Here is a 19,329-nt window from a genome sequence, read left to right on the forward strand (position 1 = left end):
AAATGCTAGAGCTCCCGGAACAAGCCCGTCAAGAGAGTTCCGGGAGCTACCGGCCGGTAGAGCGGGAAATATACGAAGTTGCGGAATCAGGTGCGGATCTCGCGCGACTCAGTCGCGGATATCGTCGTCCAGGCGTTCGCCCAGATCGTCCTTCCGATCCTCGACCGCGGCGAATACCGAAGCGCCCGCCTTGTTTCCGCGCGTGATCTCGTTGAACACCAGGTTCAACACGATCGCCACCACGGCGGTGGCACTGATCCCGGAGTGCATGATCACCCCGAGCCAGGTCGGGAACTTGTCCCAGAACGTCGGCGCCGCAATGGGAATCAGGCCGACCCCGAGCGCCACCGCGACGATCACCATGTTCAGGTTGTCGGTGAAATCCACCCGCGCCAGCGTGCGGATGCCGCTCGCCGCCACCGATCCGAACAGCACGATGCCCGCACCGCCCAGCACCGGATACGGAATCCCGGCCACCACCGCGCCCACCACCGGGAACAGGCCCAGCAGCACCAGCACCAAACCGCCCGCGGCGACCACGAATCGGCTCTTGATGCCGGTCAGCGCCACCAGCCCCACGTTCTGCGCGAAGGCGCTGCACGGGAAGCTGCCGAACACCGGCGCGACCGTGGTGGAGAGCATGTCGGCTCGCAGCCCGGCCGCCACCCGCGCCGAATCCACCTCGGTGCCGACGATCTCGCCGATGGCGAGGATGTCGGCGGTGGTCTCGGTCATGATCACCAGTACCACGATGGTCATGGACACGATCGCCCCGACCTCGAAGGTCGGACCGCCGAAGTGCAGGATCGGCGGCAGCGCGACGATTTTCGCCTTGCTCACCGCGCCGAAGTCGGCGTGATGGGTGAGCAGGGCGATGACCGTGCCGGCCGCCAGGCCCAGCAGGATCGACAGCCGCGAGATCGCGCCCTGGAACACCCGGCTGATCACCAGAATGATGAGCAGCGTGAGCCCGGCGAAACCGATATTGCCCACCGATCCGTAGTCGGCGGCCTTCGGATTGTTGCCCATCGCCCACCGGAACGCGGTGGGCAGCAACGAGAGTCCGATCACCGTGATGATCGTCCCGGTCACCACGGCCGGGAACAGGCGCACCAGCTTGGCGAAGAAGCTGGACAACACCAGGCCGATCAATCCGGCGACGATGATCGCCCCGAACACCGGCCGGAGTCCGCCGTCGCTCGCGATGGTCACCATCGTCGAGACGCTCGCGAACGAAATGCCCTGCACGATGGGCAATCTGGAGCCGATCGGCCCGACGCCCAGGGTCTGGAGCAGAGTCGCCAGGCCGGAGACGAACAGGCCCGCTGTCACCAGCAGTGCCATGTCCGACACCGAGAGCCCGGCCGCACCGCCGACGATCAGCGGCGGCGCGATCACTCCGCCGTACATCGTCAGGATGTGCTGAGTTCCGTAGATCGCCAACTGGCCCACCGAATGTCGCGCATCCTCGGGTCGGGTGACGGTCACTGACACGCGGCTCTGGTCATCACCCATCGCCGCACCTCCTAGATCAGGAAGAGGGGAATCAGGCTCTGCCTGGTCAGCAAAAGCCGGGGGTGGCGAGCCAGGCGTTGCCCGGCTCACGAGCGTCGTCGCGCTCGACGGTGGCCTCGATGAGGCCGTAGGGGCGATCCGCGGCGATGAAGACCTCACCCGGGTTCTCGACATTGAACGGGCTCAGGTCCACCAGGAAGTGGTGCTTGTTCGGTGCGGAGAAACGAATCTCGGCGACCTCGGTGAACTGCTCGAGCACGGCGCGGCCCATGGAGTACAGGGTCTGCTGCAGCGCGAGGGAGTGCACCACGGCGAACTGCCGCAGGATGGTCTTGAGGATGGCGTCGTAGGTCTTGTCCCAGTCGACGTCGGTGTGGTTGTAGCGCCACTTGGCCACCAGCGAGGTCGCCATGATGCGGTCGTCGGTCGGCTGCAGGGTGGTGTACTTGTCCTTGAAGAAGCCGTGGAACTCCGAGCCCGTGGTCTTGAGCAGGGTGAGGTCGCGGACGCCGGATACCACGTGCGCCACCCGATCCGGGCCGACGCCGTCGACGTTCACCACGGTGGTGCGGATGCCCTGACCGGACTTCACGAACGAGTGGTCGTGGCCGGAGCCGTCGACCTCGATGCGGTCCCAGGCGTATTCCTCGATCTCGACGCGCGCACCGGTGGCGGTGGGGGCTCGGGAGATGAAGTGGTCGGCGAGGGTCAGACCGAATTCCTCGATCGAGTGCACACCCTTCTCCTTGGCGAAGGAGAAGGCGGTGTTCTTCTGGGTGTCGGTGGGCAGCACGTCGCCCTGGTCGCCGGTGATGTGGGCGTCGGCGAAGTCGCCGCGCAGCGCCGAGGAGACGTTCAGGTCGCGGATCTGGTGGCGCGGGGTGTCGCGGTAGACCCGCACGACCCGGTTCTCGGCCTTGCCGTACTGGTTCTGTCCCAGCTTGATTGCCATGTGAGTTCAGCTTCCTCGGTAGGTGGAATAGGCGAAGGGGCTCATCAGCAGGGGCACGTGGTAGTGCTCGCCCGGCTCGCCCGCCACGGTGAACGTGATCGACACCGTGGGATAGAAGTAGGTCTGTCGCGTTGCGGCGGAATAGGACTCGATGTCGAAGGTGAGCCGGTAGTGCCCCGCCTCCAGCCCCTCGGGGCCGAGGTCGCGGATGCGGCCGTCGTCATCGGTCTTGCCCTCGGCCAGCACCCGGGTCTCGGGGCCGAGGTGTTCCAGCCGGACCGGGACGCCCGCGGCGGGCTTGCCGAGCGCGGAATCCAGGATGTGCGTCGTAATGGTGCTCATTGTTCGAAGACCTTTCGCAGGCGCAGGACGGCGATCTTGCGCAATTCTCCGGCCACCACGGCCGCCTCGGCGGCATCGTCGTTGGCGAGGCGCTCGTGCAGGTTCGCGAGGATCTGCTCGGCCGACAGGCCGGTGGCGCAGATCAGGAAGACCCGGCCGAATCGCTTCTCGTAGGCGCGGTTTCCGTCCAGCAGCTGGGCGGCGATGGCCACGTCCTGCCCGACCCCGGCCTGTTCCTGGCGCGACCACGCCGATCCGGTGCCGGTACCGCTGACCCGCTCGCCGATCCGGGGGTGCGCGGCCAGGGCGCGGTCCACGTCGGCGCCGGACAGTCCGGTGGCCAGTTCGTCGGCTCGGGCGAGCACGCCGTCGATATCGGCGTAGGGCCGGTCCGCCAGCAGGGCGTCGGCCCATTCGGGCACGTCGCAGCAGGTCAGCAGATCCGGCCGGAGTCGTTCACCGGCTGTCGAATTGAATTCGCTCAACGTCACCATCGGCGCTACCTCTCTCGGATGACGGAAGGGTGATTCCGCCACTCGAGAAGAGTGTCACGGGCCACAACAAATCGTCAACAGTTTGTTGAATATATACACCGGCCGCAGGTCAGAGCACTGGTTCGACTCAGGCCGAGGGGGCCAGGGCGGGGGTCGTGCGCGAGCGGAACAGCTGATGCAGCACCAGGGCCGTCAGGCAGCCCGCGCTGATTCCGGACGCCATGATGATCGACACCGGGCCCGGCAGACCGGCATAGAACGAGGGAGCCACCGTCGGAGTCATACCGACGAACAACGAGACGCCCACGATCAGCGAATTGATCGGGTCGCCGAGATCGGCCTTGGCGAGGGTGCGGATGCCACTGGCGGCCACGGTCCCGAACAACACCAGACCCGTCCCGCCCAGCGCCGGTTCGGGCACCAGCTCGACCACCGCGCTCGCCACCGGGAACAACCCGAGCAGCACCAGCAGCGCACCGCCGGCGGCTACCACGTAACGACTGTACATCCTGGTCAGGGCGACCAGTCCGACGTTCTGCGCGAAGGCGCCACAAGCGAATCCGCCCATGACCGAGGCCAGCATGGTGCCCAGACCGGCGGCCCGCAGACCGCCCGCTATGTGATGCTCCTCCGCGGGCCGATCCACGATCTCGCCGAGCGCGAGCATCGTGGCCGTACTTTCCGTCATCACCACCAGCATGACGATGCACAGCGAGACGATCGCGCCGATCTGGAATTGGGGCACGCCGAAGTGCAGCGGCGGAATGAAGCCGACCAGCGCGCTGGAGCGCACCGGGCCCGTATCCAGCAGTCCCAGTGGCCATCCCGCCAGAGACCCGGCGACCAGGCCGATCAACAGGGCGAGCTGCCGCCCGAATCCCTTCAGGAAGCGATGACACAACAGCACGACGACCAGGGCGATCGCGGCGTCGAGGAGGTTCTTCAACGGCACGTGCGCCTCCCCCATCGCGCCCTCCCCCGCACCGCTGATCCAGCCGAGCGCGACCGGCAGCAGCGACAAACCGATCAGCGAGATGACGGTGCCGCCCACGATCGGCGGGAAGAACCGGTGCAGCCGTGAGAAATACGGTGCGGCGAACACCGCCAGCATGCCCGCCACCAGGGTCGCGCCGAAGATCACCGGCAGCGCCTCCCCCGGCGCGGCATCCTTGGCGATGGCCAGGATCGGGCCGACCGCGGCGAAGGAGCCGCCATTGATCAGCGGCAGCCGCGCGCCGAACTTCCACCAGCCCAGTGATTGCAGCAGGGTGGCCAGGCCCGCGGTGAACAGGCTCGCGGTGATGAGCAGGACCGTGTCACTCGTGCCCAACCCGACGGCCGCGCCGACGATCAGCGGGGGCGCCACGACTCCGGCGACCATGGCCGCGATGTGCTGCAGGCCGCCGGCGACCAGCTGCCAGGGCGGTGGGATGACGTCGACCGGATGTCGTTCTGGCGCTTCTGTTTCCATGGGAACGCAGCCTCTCTCGGATCACGGAAGGGTCATTCCGCTAGCCGAGAAGAGTGGCATGGGCCACACTGGTCGTCAACAGTTCGTTGAAGATATACAGAGTTCCCCGGTCAGCGCCATGGCCCGAGCCGCGGGACCGATCAGGCGCGCTCGCGGTTGAGGTAGTTGTAGACGGTGAAGCGGGTGACGCCCAGCGCCGCCGCCACGGTCTCCGCGGACTTGCGGAAGGTGAACGCACCGCGCTCCTCCAGCAATCGCACGGCACGCTGCTTCTCGGCGCGCGGCAGTTCGGCGAGCGGGCCGCCCAATTCGCCGGCCACCTCGTCGAGCAGCCGTTCCAGGCCACCCAGGGTGTCGGCCTCCGGCTGACCGAAACGCACGCAGGCCAGCGTCTCACCCTCCCAGACCAGCGGGACGTCGTCGGCGGCGGCCTCACCGGCGGACACCAGGCGGCCGCCGGTCTTCTCCAGCAGGGGCGCGAGGGTCACCAGAACCGGGTGCGACGCGTCCACGGGCGAATGTTCAGTCATCCTGCTCGACCTGCATGGTCACCCGGGTGGCGCCGTGCGCGAAGGCGGTCACCATGATCTCGCCCAGCACCGGCAGCAGCCGCTCGTCCGACCCGGCCACCGAGGTGCCGAGCGGTCCGAAATCGCATTCCAGCCCGGCCGATTCGGCGAGCTCGAGCGCCGCCAGGGCATGCGGCGGCGCCTCCCCTTCCCCATGGAACGGTTCGGTCGTGAACTCCGCGCGTAGCCGCATGCGCCCCAGGCTACTATTCCGGCATTCGGAAAAACTAAGGAGGACCGGGGTGCCCGCAGCGAAGGAGCCGAAGGGCAGTTCCGGGGGTGTGCAATCCATCGAGCGCGCGTTCGGGCTGCTGGAACTCATGGCCGACGAGGGCGGCATGATGGGCCTGTCCCAGCTGGCCACCGAGTCCGGGCTGCCACTGCCCACCATCCACCGCCTGGTCCGCACCCTGGTCGACCTCGGCTATCTGCACCAGGAGCCGTCCCGCAAGTACGTGCTCGGCCCCAAGCTGATCAAACTCGGCGAGAGCTCCTCCCAGATGCTGTCCGTCCTCGCGCGCCCGCACCTGGCGCGACTGGTCGACGAACTCGGGGAATCCGCGAACATGGCCATGCTCGACGGCGACCAGATCGTCTATGTGGCGCAGGTACAGTCGCGCCACTCCATGCGCATGTTCACCGAGGTGGGACGCCGCGTCCTCCCCCACTGCACCGCGGTCGGCAAGGCGATCCTCGCCGGATCCCCGCCGGACCTGACCCGGGAGCTGTTGCGGCGCACCGGCATGCCCCGCTACACCGACACCACCATCACCGACCCGGAGGAGTTCGCCCGCCAGCTCGACCAGGCCGCCCGAACCGGCTACGCCATGGACGAAGGCGAGCAGGAACTGGGAGTGCGGTGCGTGGCGGTCGCCGTCCCGAAAGCCCCCGCCCGACTCGCCATTTCGGTATCGGGCCCGGTCGGCCGAATGACCGAAGAACTCGTCGAGCGCGCCGCGCCGCTGCTGGCGGAGGTCGCCGCCGCCCTGTCGGACGATCTCCAGTAGGCGCGACGCCGCCGACCAACCACCCCTGGCAGTGCGAGCTGCGCGCAACCATCCAGCGGCCCATCCGCATTCGCCGAATCCGCGTGGGCCGGACCGGCGGCCGCACAGACCGCGACCAGTGCCGATCCGTCCCGCAGCAGGCGCCGGGCAATCTTCCCCCTCAACGGATCCTCATTCGCTCGTCACGCAGGTGATTCAGACCAACGAATTCAGGACCGTACTAGCCGGTTCGGTGCGGGCGCGTTATTGCACGGTGAATGTCGCGAATCCGGGGGTGTAGGTGCTGCCGGGCGCGAGCATCAGGGCCACCCGGCCGGGGCCGGTGTCGATCGTCGCGGCCGAGGGGATTCCGTTCAGGCCGTCGGACAGCATCGCCACCCCGGTCGCCCCCGTCGACAGGTTGATCCAGTTGACCGGCGTGGACACGAAGCAGCCCCAGCCACCGGACTTGGCGCCGGTGACCACCACGGACCCGGGCTGCCCGCCGAGCACCGCCGCGCAGCGGGCGGGGAAGGCGTCGAAACTGCCGTTCGGGTTTCCGTAAGGCGCGGCGTCGATCTGGAAGGGAATGGTGACGGTGTCGGCCGCGGCCGTCCCGGTGGCCGCCAATCCACAGGCGGCGAGCACCGTTCCAGCAACAGCCAACCGACGAGCGAATTTCATATCCGAATCTCCTACGCAGTAATCGACGACGTTCTGACCAGGCAAATTCGAATTCGATTCTGCCATGCCCATTCCCGGATTGCCGGGTTCACCCCGAAGCCCGCTGGCATATCTTCAGCAAATTGGGACAGAGACATATCCGAACCGGCTCCGGCTTCGAATCCTGATGCGACAGACATCGATGCATCGGAATGAGGTTTCTTATGGGCCTTCATCAGGCCAAAAGTCCGGTTCGTCCGGCATTTCGGCGCGCGGCCGCCTATGCCGTCGCCGGAGCACTTCCCCTGTCCCTGTCCCTGCTGAGTACCGCACCCGCTCTCGCCGAAGAGCCGGCCCCGGCCGTCCAACCCGCTGCCCCCATCCCGGATTCGTCGATCCGGATCGGCACCATGAAGCTCGACCAGCCCTTCTTCCTCACGCCCGAGCAGACCCAGCAGATCAACGACACCTCGGCGAGCGCGGAATCGGTGCTGGCGCAAGCCCTGGAAGCGGTCGGGGTCGACCATGCCCGGGCCACGTACACGGCGAAGACCGTGATCACCGACTCCCTCATCGGCGCGAGCGTCGGCGCCACCGCCGTGAGCCCGATCGCCGCGACCGGCGCGCTCATCGGGGTGGTCGCGGGTCTGGTCGCCGGCTTGCCGTTCGCACCGATCGGTCTGGTGATCGTTCCGGTGTTCGGCGCGGCGGTCGGCTACGCCATGGTCGCCGCACCGTTCGCGGCGCTGGGCGCCGGGGTCGGCGCCGCGGTCGGAGCGGCGGAGGGCCTGCTCACCGCACCTCCGGCGGCACCGGCGAGCTGAATGCGGCCGCGGTGCCGCCGATTCCGGCGGCACCGCCCGGCTGAAGCTCGGAACAGCCGGATCCTCTTGAGACGCTACAAGTTCCAGAAGCGCGTACAGCTCACGCCGCTGCCGGTCGTCCAGCACGGCGAGCGCGGGGACCGAGCCGAAGACCTCCTCGTCGAGCTGTGCGCGCCGCGTTTCCCCCGCGGGGGTCGGCGTGTGCTGCCGCCGGTCCGGGTGCCCGTGGGCGGCCAACTGAGCGCGCGACCGGGAACACCACTCGGTTTCCTCGAAACGGTGTGATCAGCGGATAGGCTGGCGGGGATCACCCGGGGCTCGACGCAGGTCGGCCGAGAGGAGTTCACGATGAGCGCCGAGGAAGCCGCCACCGTACCGGCCTGGGCCGGTGACCTGACGGGCATCGTCGGGCAGCACCTGATCTACACGTACGAGAACGGCTGGAAGTACGAGCTGTACGTCCGTAATCCCCAGACCGTCGCGTTCCGGTGCCTGATGGGTCCCATGTTCGGCCGCTGGTCCACCGCGCAACCGGCGAAGATCGTCCAACTCGGCGACGGCCTGTTCAAACTCGCCTGGGTCGAACCGACCGGCACGGTCACCGTGGTCATCGCCTGGCTCGCCGAACGCCGCGTCCACACCACCATCTGCTACCCGCAGTGGATGCTCGACTACCCCGAATTCACCCTGGGCCGCTACGAGGACAACATCCCCGAGATCACCGCCGCCCGTAATCGCGGCCCCGCCTACCCCCAGACCCTGGTCGCCGCCACCGGCCACATCACCTTCCTGGAAGCCCGCACCCCCGACGACGACACCGTCATCGACCGTCCCCCGGGCAAACTCCCCCGCGATTACGCCGACCGCGCCAACTGACTTCGGCCGCCACCGATGAATTCCGCGCGCTGATCCCGTCCTCACTGTCAGCACGCGAACCGTGAGCCGGTCAGGAGGACCTCCGTGAGCACCCAGCCCTTGCCACCGATCGTCGACGCCGCCACCTGGCGGAAAGAACTCGAAGCCCTGCGCATCCGCGAGAAGGCCGCCACCCGTGAGCTGGACGCCATCGCCGCCCAGCGCCGCCACCTCCCCATGGTCGAACTCCCGCCCTACACCCTCGAAGGCGCGGACGGCCCGATCACCCTCGCCGAGATCTTCGAGGGCAGGTCCCAGCTGATCGTCTACAACCACATGTGGTTCGAGGGCAAGGAATGGCAGTGCCCCGGCTGCACCGGATTCACCGCCCAGTTCACCCGCTTCAACTTCCTCGACAACTACGACGCCCGCTTCGTCATCATCACCCAGGGCCCGATCGACGAGGCGCTCGCCTACAAGCGCCGGGTCGGCAACCAGATGCCTTGGTACTCAACGGCGAACAGCACCTTCGGCAGCGACGTCGACGCCCCGCCCGGCGGCGGCTTCGGCGTGAATGTCTTTCTGCGCGACGGCGATACCGTCTACCGGACCTGGCACACCAACGGCCGAGGCGTGGAACAGATCGCTCACACGTTCCCGCTCATCGACCTGCTCCCCTACGGCCGCCAGGAAGAGTGGCAGGACTCCCCGGCCGGTTGGCCCCAGTCCCCGGCCTACTCCCGCTGGACCTCCTCCGAGGACATCGCCGCCGCCTACGGCGACCCGAATCCCTAGGACTCCACCGCGGCCGTGATCGAATGTGGTCATGTTGTTCCGGCAGCTCGAGTACTTCGTCGCCCTCGCCCGGGAGCGTCACTTCGCGCGAGCCGCCGCCGCCTGCTACGTGTCACAACCGGCGTTGTCGGAGGCGATCCGCAAGCTCGAGCACGAGCTGAAGGTGCCGCTGGTCAAGCGGGGCCGCACCTTCGAGGGGCTCACTCCCGAAGGGGAGCGGCTGGTGTTGTGGGCGCGCCGGATCCTGGCCGATCGCGACGCGCTCCAGCAGGAGGTCGTGGCGCTGCAGACCGGTCTGACGGGTGAGCTGCGGCTCGGGGTGATTCCCGCGGCCGCGGCCACGGTCGCGCTGCTCACCGATCCGTTCTGCGCGGAGAACCCGCTGGTGAAGGTGCGCGTCGACACCGGCTTGGAGTCGGCAGGCATCATCGACCGGCTGCGCCGGTTCGAACTCGACGCCGGTCTGGTGTACCCGGACGAACAGGACGCCCCGGATGTGACGGTGACGCCGTTGTACTCCGAGGAGCATCTCGTGCTGGCCGCGGAGGGACTGGTGACCGGTGCGGCCGGATCGGTCGACTGGGCCGAGGTGGTGGAACTGCCGCTGTGCCTGCTGCGTCCGGGGATGCGCGGGCGCAAGCTGATCGACGACGCGCTGTCCGGTCGCGGCCTGACGGCCGGGCCGCAGCTCGAGACCGACTCGGTGGCGACCCTCTTCGGGCAGGTGGCCACCGGCCGCTGGGCCACGATCGTGCCCGCGTCCTGGCTGCGCACCATACGACCGCCCGCCGGTGCGCGGGTACTGCGTCCCAACGATCCGGTGACCGCGACGATCGCGCTGGTCACCTTGGCGACCGAGCCGGTGCCGTTGATCGTCCGGGCTTTCACAAAGACCGCGCGGTCGGTCCGCGTCGAGGGCGACTCCGTCGGCGCGCAGGGGTAGCCCCGGAGTGAGCACGGCGATAGGCCTGGGCTGAGCACAGTGGTGGACCGGGTCTGATCGGCCGCGCCTATCAGGTGGTAGGAGCCACGTCTTGGACACCGGAGGCCGCTACACCGAACACTTGATCTCACCATCGGCCGGACTCGATCGCCGCGGGTATCGAGGCAGAGGCGGGTGTGAACGTGCGTGCGGTGCAGACGGCTCGCGAGGCGGCCGCGGGCCTGTTCACCGTCGGTCCCGCCGCCGGTCACACCCGGCACGCGCTGCGTGTGGCGGCGGGCCTGGCCATCCCCGGGTCGGCGCTGCTGGCGCTGGGCCGGACCGACCTGTTGATCTTCGCCATGTTCGGCTCCTTCGTCGGCATGTACGGGCGCGACGGTTCGCGCCGCGAGCGCGGGCGGCATCAGCGGTCGGCCGCGCTGCTCATCGGCGGCGGGGTCGGCGTGGGCGTGTGGCTGGCGGCTGCCGGGGTCGAACCCCTCGTGCTGATCGTGGTCGAGAGCGGATTCGCGGCGGCGGCCTCATTGCTGGCCGACCACCGCGGGATCCGGCCCGCGGGCCCGTTCTATGCGATCTTCGCGCTCGGGGCGATCGCATGGACACCGGCCGACGCGGCGAAACCGCTTCCGGCACTGGCGGTGTTCACAGTGACCGCCGCGCTGTGCATGGCGCTCGCGGCCCTCGATATCGAGAGTGCCGACGCGGCTGCCGCGCCCGCGTCACCCGGCCTGCACGTCGGCGCCCGGCACGCGACGCGCTACGCCGTCGCGGTGTCCGGCGCGGGCCTCGCCGGCCTCGGATTGGGTGTGGGTCACGCGAATTGGGCCATGGTCTCCGCGGCGGTCCCGCTGGCCGCGCTCGATGCCGGAGCGCACTTCTCGCGGGGACTGCACCGGGTGGCGGGGACCTTCCTGGGGCTGGGCCTGACGGCGATCCTGCTGGTCCCCGGACCACGCCCGGTCCTGACCGGCGCCTTGGTGCTGGCACTGCTGTTCCCGACCGAGTTGTACATGGCCCGCAACTACACGTTGGCGCTCGGATTCTTCACGCCGTTGATCATGCTGATGACCAGCTTGTCCGTCCCGGCCAGTCCTGAGCGGCTGTTGTTCGACCGTGGCATCGACACGGTGCTGGGCGTGGCCATCGGTGTGCTGGTGGCGACCGCCCATCGGCATCTACGCTGGCAAACACCGGGCATCGCACCACACCGACCGCAGACACGTTGTCGAAGGGATCCGTGATGGCCATCGATTTCACCAAACGGACCGAGTCCGACGGTGGGCCGAGTTTCCACCCGTACGACCATCCCGCTGCCGGGTGGGGTGCGGCCAAGTCCGTCACCGAATTCATGATCGCCCAGGAACGCGAGCCGATCATCGGCACGCGCGCGATCCTGAAGATGAATCACGAGAACGACGGATTCGACTGTCCCGGTTGCGCCTGGCCCGATTCTCTCAAGGGCATCCACCTCGACATCTGCGAGAACGGGATCAAGCACGTCACCTGGGAGATGACCCACAAGCGGGTCGACCGGGAGTTCTTCGCCGCCCACACGGTGACCGAGCTGTCCGGCTGGAGTGACCACGATCTGGAGAACCAGGGCCGGCTGACCGAGCCCATGAGCTACGACCCGGAAACCGACCGCTACCTCCCGATCTCGTGGGACGAGGCGTTCGAGCTGGTCGGCCGGACCCTGCGCGAGCTCGACGACCCCAACCGGGCCGCGTTCTACACCTCCGGCCGGCTCGGCAACGAAGCCACCTTCCTGTATCAGCTGATGGCCCGCGAACTGGGCACCAATAATCTGCCGGACTGCTCGAACATGTGTCACGAGGCCAGCGGCCGCGCCCTGCAGGCCTCCCTCGGCACCGGCAAGGGCACCTGCGATCTGGCGGACTGGGAGGCCACCGACGCGCTGTTCATCATGGGCGTCAACGCGGCCTCCAACGCGCCGCGCATGCTCACCGCGCTGGCCGAGGCCGATCGCCGGGGCGCGCAGATCGTGCACATCAACCCGTTGATCGAGGCCGGTTCGCGGCGCACCATCATCCCGCACGAGTTCCTGCAGATGGCGACGTTCCACGCCACCCCGACCGGCACCCTGAACCTACAGACCCGCATCGGCGGCGACTTCGCGGTGATCCGCGGTATCGCCAAAGCTGTTCTGGAGCAGTCGAAGACCGATCCCAAAGCCCTCGACCACCGGTTCATCGAGCTTCACACCACCGGTTTCGAGGCTTACCGCGCCAAGGTGGAGGCCACCTCGTGGGCCGAGATCGAGGAGCAGTCGGCGCTCACCGAGGCCGAATTGCGCCGCGCCGCAAAGATATACCGGGAGGCGGACCGCTCGATCATCAGCTGGTGCCTGGGCGTGACGCAGCACGAGCACGGCGTCGACACCATCCGCGAGATCGTGAATCTGCTGCTGCTGCGCGGCAATCTGGGCCGCGAGGGCGCGGGCCCGTCCCCGGTCCGCGGGCACAGCAATGTCCAGGGCAACCGCACCTGCGGCATCGACCATCGTCCGCGACCCCAGTTCCTGGATCGGCTGGCGGAGGTCTGCGGCATCGATCCGCCCCGCGCGCACGGCCTCGACACCGTCGCCACCATCGAGGCGATGCACGCGGGCAAGGTCACCGTATTCGTCGGCATGGGCGGCAATTTCGCCCTGGCCGCCCCCGACACCGTCTACACCTGCGAGGCGCTCCGCCGCTGCGCCCTGACCGTCCAGGTCAGCACCAAACTCAACCGCAGCCACCTGGTCCACGGCGCCCGCGCCGTCATCCTCCCCTGCCTGGGCCGCACCGAACGCGACGAACAACGCGCCGGCCTGCAGCAGACCTCCGTCGAGGACGCCATGGCCATGGTCCACCTGTCCAAGGGCATGAAGAAGCCCGCCTCCCCGCACCTGCTCTCCGAGCCGGCCATCATCGCCGGAGTAGCGAAAGCCGCTCTCCCCCAGACGAATACCCCCTGGGACAACTACGTCGACGACTACGACCGCATCCGCGACACCATGGCCGAGGTGATCGACGGCTTCGAGGACTTCAACCGCCGAGTCCGCCTCCCCCTGGGCTTCCGCATCAAACAGCCCGCCCGAGAACTGGTCTTCCTCACCCCCTCCGGCCGCGCCGAATTCTCCACCGCCGATCTCCCCGACCTCACCCCCGCCCCCGGCACCCTCACCCTGGCCACCATGCGCTCCCACGACCAGTGGAACACCACCATCTACTCCCACGACGACCGCTACCGAGGCATCAAGAACCTCCGCGCCTTGGTCCTCATGAACCCCGACGACATGCGCGACCGCAGCCTGAAGCTGTTCGACGAAGTCGACATCACCAGCATCGCCCGCAACGGCACCACCCGAACAGTCCACCGCTACAAGGCAATCCCCTACGACATCCCCCGAGGCTGCGCCGCCGGCTACATGCCCGAACTCAACGTCCTCTGCGCCATCGGCGACTACAGCACCCAAAGCGACCAGCCGATCATGAAGAACGTGAAGGTCACCATCGAACGCTCCGTCTGACAACGCGCCGACGGGTGCGGGTGGTCGTGCGCCAGACAGGAAGTCGCCTGACTCAGGCCGTCACCGCCGCTTTCACCCGCCCGGCAAGGTCAGCGAAATCGACTGCGCGCGCGGTATCAACCGCGATGACGGGCGACAGCCCGAGCGGCACCGCACCTGCCGCCCAATCGGCCCAATCCTCGACCAATCGTTGCTGATCCCGATGAACGGGGGCACGCTGCCGCGACGCGTACCGTGCCCGGGCAACCTCCACGGATACGTCGCACCAGACCTCCACAACTCGATGAATACCCGCCCGCCGGATCCCTGCCCGCGCAAATCCCAAATCCCGCGGCCTGAACCACCACGAATCGATCACCACATCGCCGCGCGACTCCCCCGCCAACGCCCACACCGCATCCATAGCCATCCCACCCAGCTCCGCCCCACCCACCCCATCCCCGACGCTTTCCGCCAACGCCTCCTTGACGGCGTCCTTGGACAAGAACAACCCCCTCAGTTCCTTGGCCAACCCACGCCCCAAGCTCGTCTTCCCCGCACCCGGAAGCCCATTGACCAGCACCAGAAGTCGGTCCACCCCCCTATAGTCACCCGTCACGATCACTCCAGATCGTCGTCCCATTCGATGATGAAACTCCAGGTCACGCTGTCCGCGTCACCTGGGTAGCCATACATTGTTCCGGCATTGAAGCAAGGCCACAGGCCGCCACTGGATCACAGCGTCCGTCCGGCCTTCGGCATGTGGTTCCCGATGATCGGTTCTGAGGAAGTCAACCGTCAGAAGTAGGGGATCGATGTGAATTCGTCTGCTGTCGAGGTGAATCGGTTGCCGGTTTGCTGCATCACCGGGTGCGGAGTTCCGCGCGGTGTGCCATCACATTCCAGATGATCCGGGTTGAACCAGACCTGTTCTACCTGGCCGATGACTATGCCGTGGTCACCGCCGAGGTCCAGGCGCGTGATGATGCGGCAGCACATCCATCCGATTCCAGACGAAAGGACCGGTCCATACTCCGACGTCTGGTAGTCAAGCGGTAAGCCGCTCTCGGTCAGCTTCTCCGCGGGCCCCACCGTGGGGAAGTGGGAATAGCGTGCGCCTAGCTTCCACACCGCTTCCAGCTGATCGAACACTGGCACCGACACAGTGAATCCCGCTGCAGTTTGCAAGGTTTCAAAAGTCGCCCACTGCTTGTACACAGCCAGCGCGATCTGCTGCGGCTGGGTGGACACCGAGGTCAGATTCGAGACCGGTATCAGATTCGGCGTCTTGTCAGCGTTCAAGGTTCCGATCAGGTACGCGATGCGCGGTGCGAGCAAGCGGTGTGCGCGTTCGATCGCATTGTCACTGCCCATCGAGATCCCTCCTCGGTGCGAACGTGCGTACTGCCTCGCCGAGCGTGCGTGTAGCTGGTGTGACAGCCGACGCTGCCAGGTCGGACCCGATCCCGTTCAACGCGGCCTTGACCTGCGGGATACGTTGTCCGACAGGTATCGCCAGCACTGGCTCCAAGTGCGCCAGCGCCGCATCGGGTCCGGTGAGGTGAAGGTCTGCACGGGCGAGGGTCACCCGCGCGAGGGTGAGTGTGGCCGACCAGGTTTGCGTCGAAGTCGGCGTGTACAGGCTGATCACGGTCTCGGCCTCGGACTTTGCCCGTTTCCACTCCCCGAGCCGGGCATAGGTGGTCGCGTCGTAGTAGTGCTGGCGGGCAGAAGAGAACCCGAATACCGGACCGAGGTCGGTCAGGCTCTCGTGCTCGGGCAGCCGGTCGCGTTCACGGCGCGCGGCATCCATGGCTGCCACCGCCTCGCGGCGGTTCCCGACCTGTGAATGGGCGCGAGCGACGAGACCAGACAGCCTCACTTGTGAAATTCCCCGTGGGGTAACGGCTTTGCCGGCTTCCTCGAGTACACGTGCGGGAGGTTCCCACCAGGACGCGATCATTGCGCGTGTGCAATACACCCAGTTCTCGAGGGAACGGTGACCTGCCAGCTTTGCGAACGTGGCCGCCGAATCTGTTTGGATCATTGCCGCGTGCGGCTCGGCCAAATCGTGCGACACCGATGCCAGCAGGGCGCAGGAGGCAGCGAGCAAGACGTAGAGTTCCTGAAGATCGGTGATCCTGCGGGCGCGCTGGATCACCGCGGCGAGTCGGTCGCGCAGAACGGTCAGCTCGACGAATATCCGATCAAGGTCAGGGCAGAGCACGTAATCCGTCGCGAGTCGGTGCAGCGTGTCAGTGCACTCGCTCATTGTCGTCGGTTCGACAGCGCGCCGATCGACGACGTTACTCAGCGACGCCGACTCCCGGGCTGCCCCTAGAACGGCATCACGCAGACCGGCGACGGCAATCCCCCCGATGCCCAAGGTACGCAGAGCGTCTCGGCGGTTCGTTGAGACACCTCCTAATCCTGTGGCGGATATGCCCTTGAACAGGCCCTGCGCCAGCGACCGGCCGAATCCTGGTGATTCTGGATGAGGAACAGTGGCCGTCCCCCACAATACGTCCGCTGTGCGGTCGGTGCCTGGGCTGGCGGGAGGTTGCGGCGCACGCGCGCTTGTTGTACAAGCCCAGTAGAGCCGGATCAGATGCGAAGATGGTTTGCAGCGCAACGCGGTAGTGCCGGGGCGGCCAGGTGACGTGGCCGGTCAGCAGCCGCCGGATCGACTCTTCGGTATAGAGCCCTGGGCGACCGGTAGCGGTGCCCACAGCGGCGTTGACAGCCTCGGCGATCTGAGGCTGAGACCATCCACGGGCGTCGATCAACGACTTCAGATGCGTGTTCCGGCGCGGTGAACCCATCGGTAGCCCCCATTTGCCTGCCCGAGACCTCTTGTCGTTGAGAGTAATCCGCACCCCACACAAATCAGCTTTGTTTCGATCGAAACTGAGGGGTTGACATCGAAATTGCGGGGGCATCTGCGGGGTGTTTCTGCACTTCACGATGCTCGGCGGACACGGCACGATCAACTAAGCCCCGGTGTCGGGATGGACCAGCCGCCCCTCCTCCATATCGATCGCACTGCAGCCGTGGGGATCTGGACCACAGTCGCGGCACGGGGTGCGCCTCATCGAAAACGAATGGAGGGCACCGGCAATGTCGTCGTTGACCGAACTCGAGGCACGGGTGCTGGGCGCGCTGTCTGGCCTGCAGCCAACTCGAGCGCTCACGGTGCAGGAGCTGTGCGGGGTGGTCGGGCTCACTCCAACGTCAGCGCGTCGAGGACTTCGGGCACTGTCCCACAGCGGTTTTGCCGCCACTACCTACCAGAACCCGCCGAGCTGGCGTGCCACAGATCGCGGCCGTGACGTCATGCGAGCGCCAGCGCTCCAGGAATACGTTCGGAAGGACGTCCCCAAGGGGCAAATACGAGCTGGGCACGGCTATGTCCGTCGATGACGTCCTTCCGCTGCTGGACGAGGACCGGCCCGTCGGATGGGTGCAGTACCGGGACGGGTCCTGGGCGCCGGTCGCGTCGGATGGCTGGGTCGGGCCGCCGATCACAGCGGTCGAACTGCTCCAAGCGACGCACCGCGACCTCGCCGCACTCGAGGCTGCCGGACTCATCACCACGGTTGTCGACACCGAACCGCTCTCAGTCGTCGATACCGACTACAGCCCGAGAGGAGGTCGTGACACTCGGCCCGCGCTCAAATGGGGGCCTGCGGACTGCCCTCAGCGACCGAACCAGCTTGAATAGGGGAAAACACATGTTGCGCAACAAATTCGGAATCTTGACCCTGGCTGCCGCCTCGATGGTCGGCAGCGTCGTGGCGGTCGCATCCCCAGCCGCCGAGGCATTGCCCGGGGTCAATTGGTGTTCGTGGGACTGGATGCCGTTCAGCTCACCTACGGTTCTGCCTCCGCAGATCATCGGCGAAGGTACCGTGAAGTGCACCGAACCGCCGGCCACGCACGTGGTGACCTTGTCGCTCGAATACAAGGACGGCGACAACTGGGTGGTCGGATCGATGACCGACCCGATTGCCACCATCCCGAATCCCGATGTCCATTACAGGGTGAGTGCCGCCTGCTACAACGGAACCTGGCGGATGACCGCTCGCATCTCGGGCACGGGCAAGCAGGGGGACTTCAACTACACCGAGCATTCGGACCCGCCGAAGACGGTCGCTACCTGTGAGAACCGGAAGTGAAGGAGCATCGCATGCCCGCCGAATCGACCACGCCCTCTGCGCTGGACCGGGCGAAGGCGCGCGAACTGAGTGACCGAATCCAGGCCATCATGGAGGAGGCGTGGCCGTACCTGCGTGGCACGGGCGAATACGACGATGAACCGTTCAACCATCCGGTGATGCGCGCTTTGCGCGCAGCAGCGCATGGGATCCACGCGGCGGTTACGGTGCCGGAACCGCGGACCTACGGCTGAGAGCTCAGCAGTGAACGGCCCCCGCCCATCTCGGGTTGGGGGCCGTTTTAATGGCCAGACCCGCACCCAGTGCTCACGACTATGAGGCCCGTCCCGGAGTTCCCCCGGTGTGAGGGGCAACCCGATCAGTGCACGACGTCGTAGATCAGTTTGGTGACACCATGGTTGGTAGACCAATTCGCGTGTCATGGTTCTCCTGATCTTCAACCAATCCTGGTCCGTGTGAGCGAGAAAATATCTGTCCTGCAACCACTTCCGACCGTATCCGGCCGGAAGTGGTCATCGGGTCACGCGGCGTCGAGGGCTGCGGTGATCTTGCGGGCCATGGCGGTCACCGCCGGGCTGGGATCGCCCTTGGCCTGGGCGGTGGCGTCGACCGCGACCAGTACGGTGTCGCGGAAGTTGGCGGCCTCGGCCGGATCCTGCGCATCGAGCAGAGTGATCGCCGCGGTCAGGGCAGGCAGTACCTGATCGGCCAGCTCGGCGACGTTCTTGCCGTCCAAGTGGATGTCACGTGCCCGGGTGGAGAGCACGTGCCCGACCACGCCGGTCGCGGAGGTGAGGGCGATTGAGCCCTGGCTGCTGCCCTTGTGGGGCGCCCCGGCGGCGGACAGCAGGGCGACCGCGCCGTAGGCGGCGGTGCGGATGGTGGCCTTGTCCTGGTCGGTCAGGGTGATGGTCATGGTTGTGTCTCCTTCGAATATCTGCTGATCCCAACCGGGTTCGGTCCCGGTCGTCTTTGTTCGATGGACACACAATGGCCGCGCGGACTGACAGCGCCCTGACACCAACCTGACACATCCGCTGACATGGATGACAGCGGCTCGCAACGACCGGCGCCGCTGGATATTCGGCGACAACGGAGACATGAAGAAGGCCCCTCACCTGGTGGTGAGGGGCCTTCGAGGTGGAGCTGCCGGGAATCGAACCCGGATAGCGGGCCTGGTCATGGACACAAGCCGCCGCCCACCTGCGGAAATACATGCCGGGCGATCACTCGA

22 protein-coding genes are annotated in these 19,329 nt (G+C 67.0%); 10 read left to right on the forward strand and 12 right to left on the reverse strand.

Annotation, left to right across the window (positions count from 1 at the left end; all coding sequences use genetic code 11):
- Positions 1-108: 108 nt before the first annotated feature.
- The 7 genes from ABZ412_RS10830 to ABZ412_RS10860 all read right to left on the reverse strand — a co-directional run bounded on the left by ABZ412_RS10830 (position 109) and on the right by ABZ412_RS10860 (position 5,536).
- Positions 109-1,515, reverse strand: a complete 1,407-nt coding sequence (locus tag ABZ412_RS10830; protein ID WP_357278948.1) for a nucleobase:cation symporter-2 family protein — start codon at positions 1,513-1,515, stop codon at positions 109-111.
- A 46-nt stretch (positions 1,516-1,561) separates the two neighbouring features.
- Positions 1,562-2,467, reverse strand: coding sequence for a factor-independent urate hydroxylase (gene pucL / locus ABZ412_RS10835; RefSeq protein ID WP_357278950.1), 906 nt, complete (start codon positions 2,465-2,467; stop codon positions 1,562-1,564).
- Between the two features lie 6 nt (positions 2,468-2,473).
- Positions 2,474-2,809: a hydroxyisourate hydrolase gene (gene uraH, locus ABZ412_RS10840; protein ID WP_357278953.1), complete on the reverse strand. Its 336-nt coding sequence runs from the start codon at positions 2,807-2,809 to the stop codon at positions 2,474-2,476.
- Positions 2,806-3,303, reverse strand: coding sequence for a 2-oxo-4-hydroxy-4-carboxy-5-ureidoimidazoline decarboxylase (gene uraD, locus ABZ412_RS10845; protein ID WP_357278955.1), 498 nt, complete (start codon positions 3,301-3,303; stop codon positions 2,806-2,808). The genes uraH and uraD overlap by 4 nt, the downstream gene beginning before the upstream one ends.
- Positions 3,304-3,430: 127 nt before the next feature.
- Positions 3,431-4,774 carry a nucleobase:cation symporter-2 family protein gene (locus ABZ412_RS10850; protein WP_357278958.1) on the reverse strand — a complete coding sequence of 448 codons (1,344 nt, stop codon included), beginning with the start codon at positions 4,772-4,774 and terminating at the stop codon, positions 3,431-3,433.
- A 140-nt stretch (positions 4,775-4,914) separates the two neighbouring features.
- A complete protein-coding gene (locus tag ABZ412_RS10855; protein WP_357278960.1) occupies positions 4,915-5,304 on the reverse strand; it encodes a helix-turn-helix domain-containing protein in 390 nt (129 codons plus the stop codon).
- Complete coding sequence (locus tag ABZ412_RS10860; protein WP_213559929.1) at positions 5,297-5,536, reverse strand: thiamine-binding protein; 240 nt, start codon at positions 5,534-5,536, stop codon at positions 5,297-5,299. The genes ABZ412_RS10855 and ABZ412_RS10860 overlap by 8 nt, the downstream gene beginning before the upstream one ends.
- Positions 5,537-5,585: 49 nt before the next feature.
- On the opposite strand from ABZ412_RS10860, the gene ABZ412_RS10865 reads away from it, so the two are divergent.
- Positions 5,586-6,350: an IclR family transcriptional regulator gene (locus ABZ412_RS10865; protein ID WP_357278962.1), complete on the forward strand. Its 765-nt coding sequence runs from the start codon at positions 5,586-5,588 to the stop codon at positions 6,348-6,350.
- Positions 6,351-6,593: 243 nt separating this feature from the next.
- On the opposite strand, the gene ABZ412_RS10870 is transcribed toward ABZ412_RS10865, so the two are convergent.
- A complete protein-coding gene (locus ABZ412_RS10870) occupies positions 6,594-7,013 on the reverse strand; it encodes a hypothetical protein (RefSeq protein WP_357278964.1) in 420 nt (139 codons plus the stop codon).
- 203 nt (positions 7,014-7,216) lie between these two features.
- Between ABZ412_RS10870 and ABZ412_RS10875 the strand changes: the two genes are divergently transcribed.
- The 6 genes from ABZ412_RS10875 to ABZ412_RS10900 all read left to right on the forward strand — a co-directional run bounded on the left by ABZ412_RS10875 (position 7,217) and on the right by ABZ412_RS10900 (position 13,941).
- Positions 7,217-7,816, forward strand: a complete 600-nt coding sequence (locus ABZ412_RS10875) for a hypothetical protein (RefSeq protein ID WP_357278966.1) — start codon at positions 7,217-7,219, stop codon at positions 7,814-7,816.
- A 348-nt stretch (positions 7,817-8,164) separates the two neighbouring features.
- Positions 8,165-8,692, forward strand: a complete 528-nt coding sequence (locus ABZ412_RS10880; RefSeq protein WP_357278968.1) for a phenolic acid decarboxylase — start codon at positions 8,165-8,167, stop codon at positions 8,690-8,692.
- An 84-nt stretch (positions 8,693-8,776) separates the two neighbouring features.
- On the forward strand, positions 8,777-9,466 hold the full coding sequence (locus tag ABZ412_RS10885) for a DUF899 family protein (protein WP_357278970.1): 690 nt from the start codon (positions 8,777-8,779) through the stop codon (positions 9,464-9,466).
- Between the two features lie 31 nt (positions 9,467-9,497).
- Positions 9,498-10,409 (forward strand): LysR family transcriptional regulator, encoded by a 912-nt coding sequence (locus ABZ412_RS10890; protein WP_357278973.1) that lies wholly within the window; start codon positions 9,498-9,500, stop codon positions 10,407-10,409.
- Between the two features lie 176 nt (positions 10,410-10,585).
- Positions 10,586-11,650, forward strand: coding sequence for an FUSC family protein (locus ABZ412_RS10895; protein ID WP_357278975.1), 1,065 nt, complete (start codon positions 10,586-10,588; stop codon positions 11,648-11,650).
- Positions 11,650-13,941, forward strand: a complete 2,292-nt coding sequence (locus tag ABZ412_RS10900) for an FdhF/YdeP family oxidoreductase (RefSeq protein WP_357278977.1) — start codon at positions 11,650-11,652, stop codon at positions 13,939-13,941. The genes ABZ412_RS10895 and ABZ412_RS10900 overlap by 1 nt, the downstream gene beginning before the upstream one ends.
- 52 nt (positions 13,942-13,993) lie before the next feature.
- Here the strand turns inward: ABZ412_RS10900 and ABZ412_RS10905 are convergent, their stop codons facing one another.
- From ABZ412_RS10905 to ABZ412_RS10915, 3 genes are all read right to left on the reverse strand, one after another.
- The gene (locus tag ABZ412_RS10905; protein ID WP_357278980.1) at positions 13,994-14,518 is read right to left on the reverse strand and encodes an AAA family ATPase; all 525 of its coding nucleotides are present in this window, start codon (positions 14,516-14,518) and stop codon (positions 13,994-13,996) included.
- Positions 14,519-14,718: 200 nt separating this feature from the next.
- Positions 14,719-15,294, reverse strand: a complete 576-nt coding sequence (locus ABZ412_RS10910) for a flavin reductase (RefSeq protein ID WP_357278982.1) — start codon at positions 15,292-15,294, stop codon at positions 14,719-14,721.
- Positions 15,284-16,192 carry a hypothetical protein gene (locus ABZ412_RS10915; RefSeq protein ID WP_357278983.1) on the reverse strand — a complete coding sequence of 303 codons (909 nt, stop codon included), beginning with the start codon at positions 16,190-16,192 and terminating at the stop codon, positions 15,284-15,286. Before ABZ412_RS10915 ends, ABZ412_RS10910 begins: the two co-directional genes overlap by 11 nt.
- 1,134 nt (positions 16,193-17,326) lie before the next feature.
- Between ABZ412_RS10915 and ABZ412_RS10920 the strand changes: the two genes are divergently transcribed.
- Genes ABZ412_RS10920 through ABZ412_RS10930 form a run of 3 tightly spaced genes read left to right on the forward strand, consistent with a single transcriptional unit; the run spans position 17,327 to position 18,328 of the window.
- Complete coding sequence (locus ABZ412_RS10920) at positions 17,327-17,641, forward strand: hypothetical protein (protein WP_357278986.1); 315 nt, start codon at positions 17,327-17,329, stop codon at positions 17,639-17,641.
- Between the two features lie 10 nt (positions 17,642-17,651).
- Positions 17,652-18,095, forward strand: a complete 444-nt coding sequence (locus tag ABZ412_RS10925) for a hypothetical protein (RefSeq protein WP_357278988.1) — start codon at positions 17,652-17,654, stop codon at positions 18,093-18,095.
- A gap of 11 nt (positions 18,096-18,106) precedes the next feature.
- Positions 18,107-18,328, forward strand: coding sequence for a hypothetical protein (locus ABZ412_RS10930; protein ID WP_357278990.1), 222 nt, complete (start codon positions 18,107-18,109; stop codon positions 18,326-18,328).
- A gap of 287 nt (positions 18,329-18,615) precedes the next feature.
- Here ABZ412_RS10930 and ABZ412_RS10935 read toward each other — a convergent pair whose 3' ends face one another.
- Positions 18,616-19,011 carry a hypothetical protein gene (locus ABZ412_RS10935; protein WP_357278993.1) on the reverse strand — a complete coding sequence of 132 codons (396 nt, stop codon included), beginning with the start codon at positions 19,009-19,011 and terminating at the stop codon, positions 18,616-18,618.
- Positions 19,012-19,329: the final 318 nt, after the last annotated feature.

It is taken from the genome of Nocardia sp. NPDC005746 (assembly GCF_040630785.1).
Taxonomy (GTDB): Bacteria; Actinomycetota; Actinomycetes; order Mycobacteriales; family Mycobacteriaceae; genus Nocardia.

Excerpts from the sequence above, each read along its gene's own strand:
- ABZ412_RS10855 (WP_357278960.1), bottom strand. The coding sequence starts at position 5,304 with ATGACTGAACATTCGCCCGTGGACGCGTCGCACCCGGTTCTGGTGACC.
- ABZ412_RS10925 (WP_357278988.1), top strand. The coding sequence starts at position 17,652 with ATGTTGCGCAACAAATTCGGAATCTTGACCCTGGCTGCCGCCTCGATG.
- ABZ412_RS10880 (WP_357278968.1), top strand. The coding sequence starts at position 8,165 with ATGAGCGCCGAGGAAGCCGCCACCGTACCGGCCTGGGCCGGTGACCTG.
- ABZ412_RS10930 (WP_357278990.1), top strand. The coding sequence starts at position 18,107 with ATGCCCGCCGAATCGACCACGCCCTCTGCGCTGGACCGGGCGAAGGCG.
- ABZ412_RS10890 (WP_357278973.1), top strand. The coding sequence starts at position 9,498 with ATGTTGTTCCGGCAGCTCGAGTACTTCGTCGCCCTCGCCCGGGAGCGT.
- uraH (WP_357278953.1), bottom strand. The coding sequence starts at position 2,809 with ATGAGCACCATTACGACGCACATCCTGGATTCCGCGCTCGGCAAGCCC.
- ABZ412_RS10910 (WP_357278982.1), bottom strand. The coding sequence starts at position 15,294 with ATGGGCAGTGACAATGCGATCGAACGCGCACACCGCTTGCTCGCACCG.
- ABZ412_RS10870 (WP_357278964.1), bottom strand. The coding sequence starts at position 7,013 with ATGAAATTCGCTCGTCGGTTGGCTGTTGCTGGAACGGTGCTCGCCGCC.
- ABZ412_RS10915 (WP_357278983.1), bottom strand. The coding sequence starts at position 16,192 with ATGAGCGAGTGCACTGACACGCTGCACCGACTCGCGACGGATTACGTG.
- uraD (WP_357278955.1), bottom strand. The coding sequence starts at position 3,303 with ATGGTGACGTTGAGCGAATTCAATTCGACAGCCGGTGAACGACTCCGG.
- ABZ412_RS10900 (WP_357278977.1), top strand. The coding sequence starts at position 11,650 with ATGGCCATCGATTTCACCAAACGGACCGAGTCCGACGGTGGGCCGAGT.
- ABZ412_RS10830 (WP_357278948.1), bottom strand. The coding sequence starts at position 1,515 with ATGGGTGATGACCAGAGCCGCGTGTCAGTGACCGTCACCCGACCCGAG.
- ABZ412_RS10935 (WP_357278993.1), bottom strand. The coding sequence starts at position 19,011 with ATGACCATCACCCTGACCGACCAGGACAAGGCCACCATCCGCACCGCC.
- ABZ412_RS10860 (WP_213559929.1), bottom strand. The coding sequence starts at position 5,536 with ATGCGGCTACGCGCGGAGTTCACGACCGAACCGTTCCATGGGGAAGGG.
- ABZ412_RS10875 (WP_357278966.1), top strand. The coding sequence starts at position 7,217 with ATGGGCCTTCATCAGGCCAAAAGTCCGGTTCGTCCGGCATTTCGGCGC.
- ABZ412_RS10920 (WP_357278986.1), top strand. The coding sequence starts at position 17,327 with ATGTCCGTCGATGACGTCCTTCCGCTGCTGGACGAGGACCGGCCCGTC.
- ABZ412_RS10850 (WP_357278958.1), bottom strand. The coding sequence starts at position 4,774 with ATGGAAACAGAAGCGCCAGAACGACATCCGGTCGACGTCATCCCACCG.
- pucL (WP_357278950.1), bottom strand. The coding sequence starts at position 2,467 with ATGGCAATCAAGCTGGGACAGAACCAGTACGGCAAGGCCGAGAACCGG.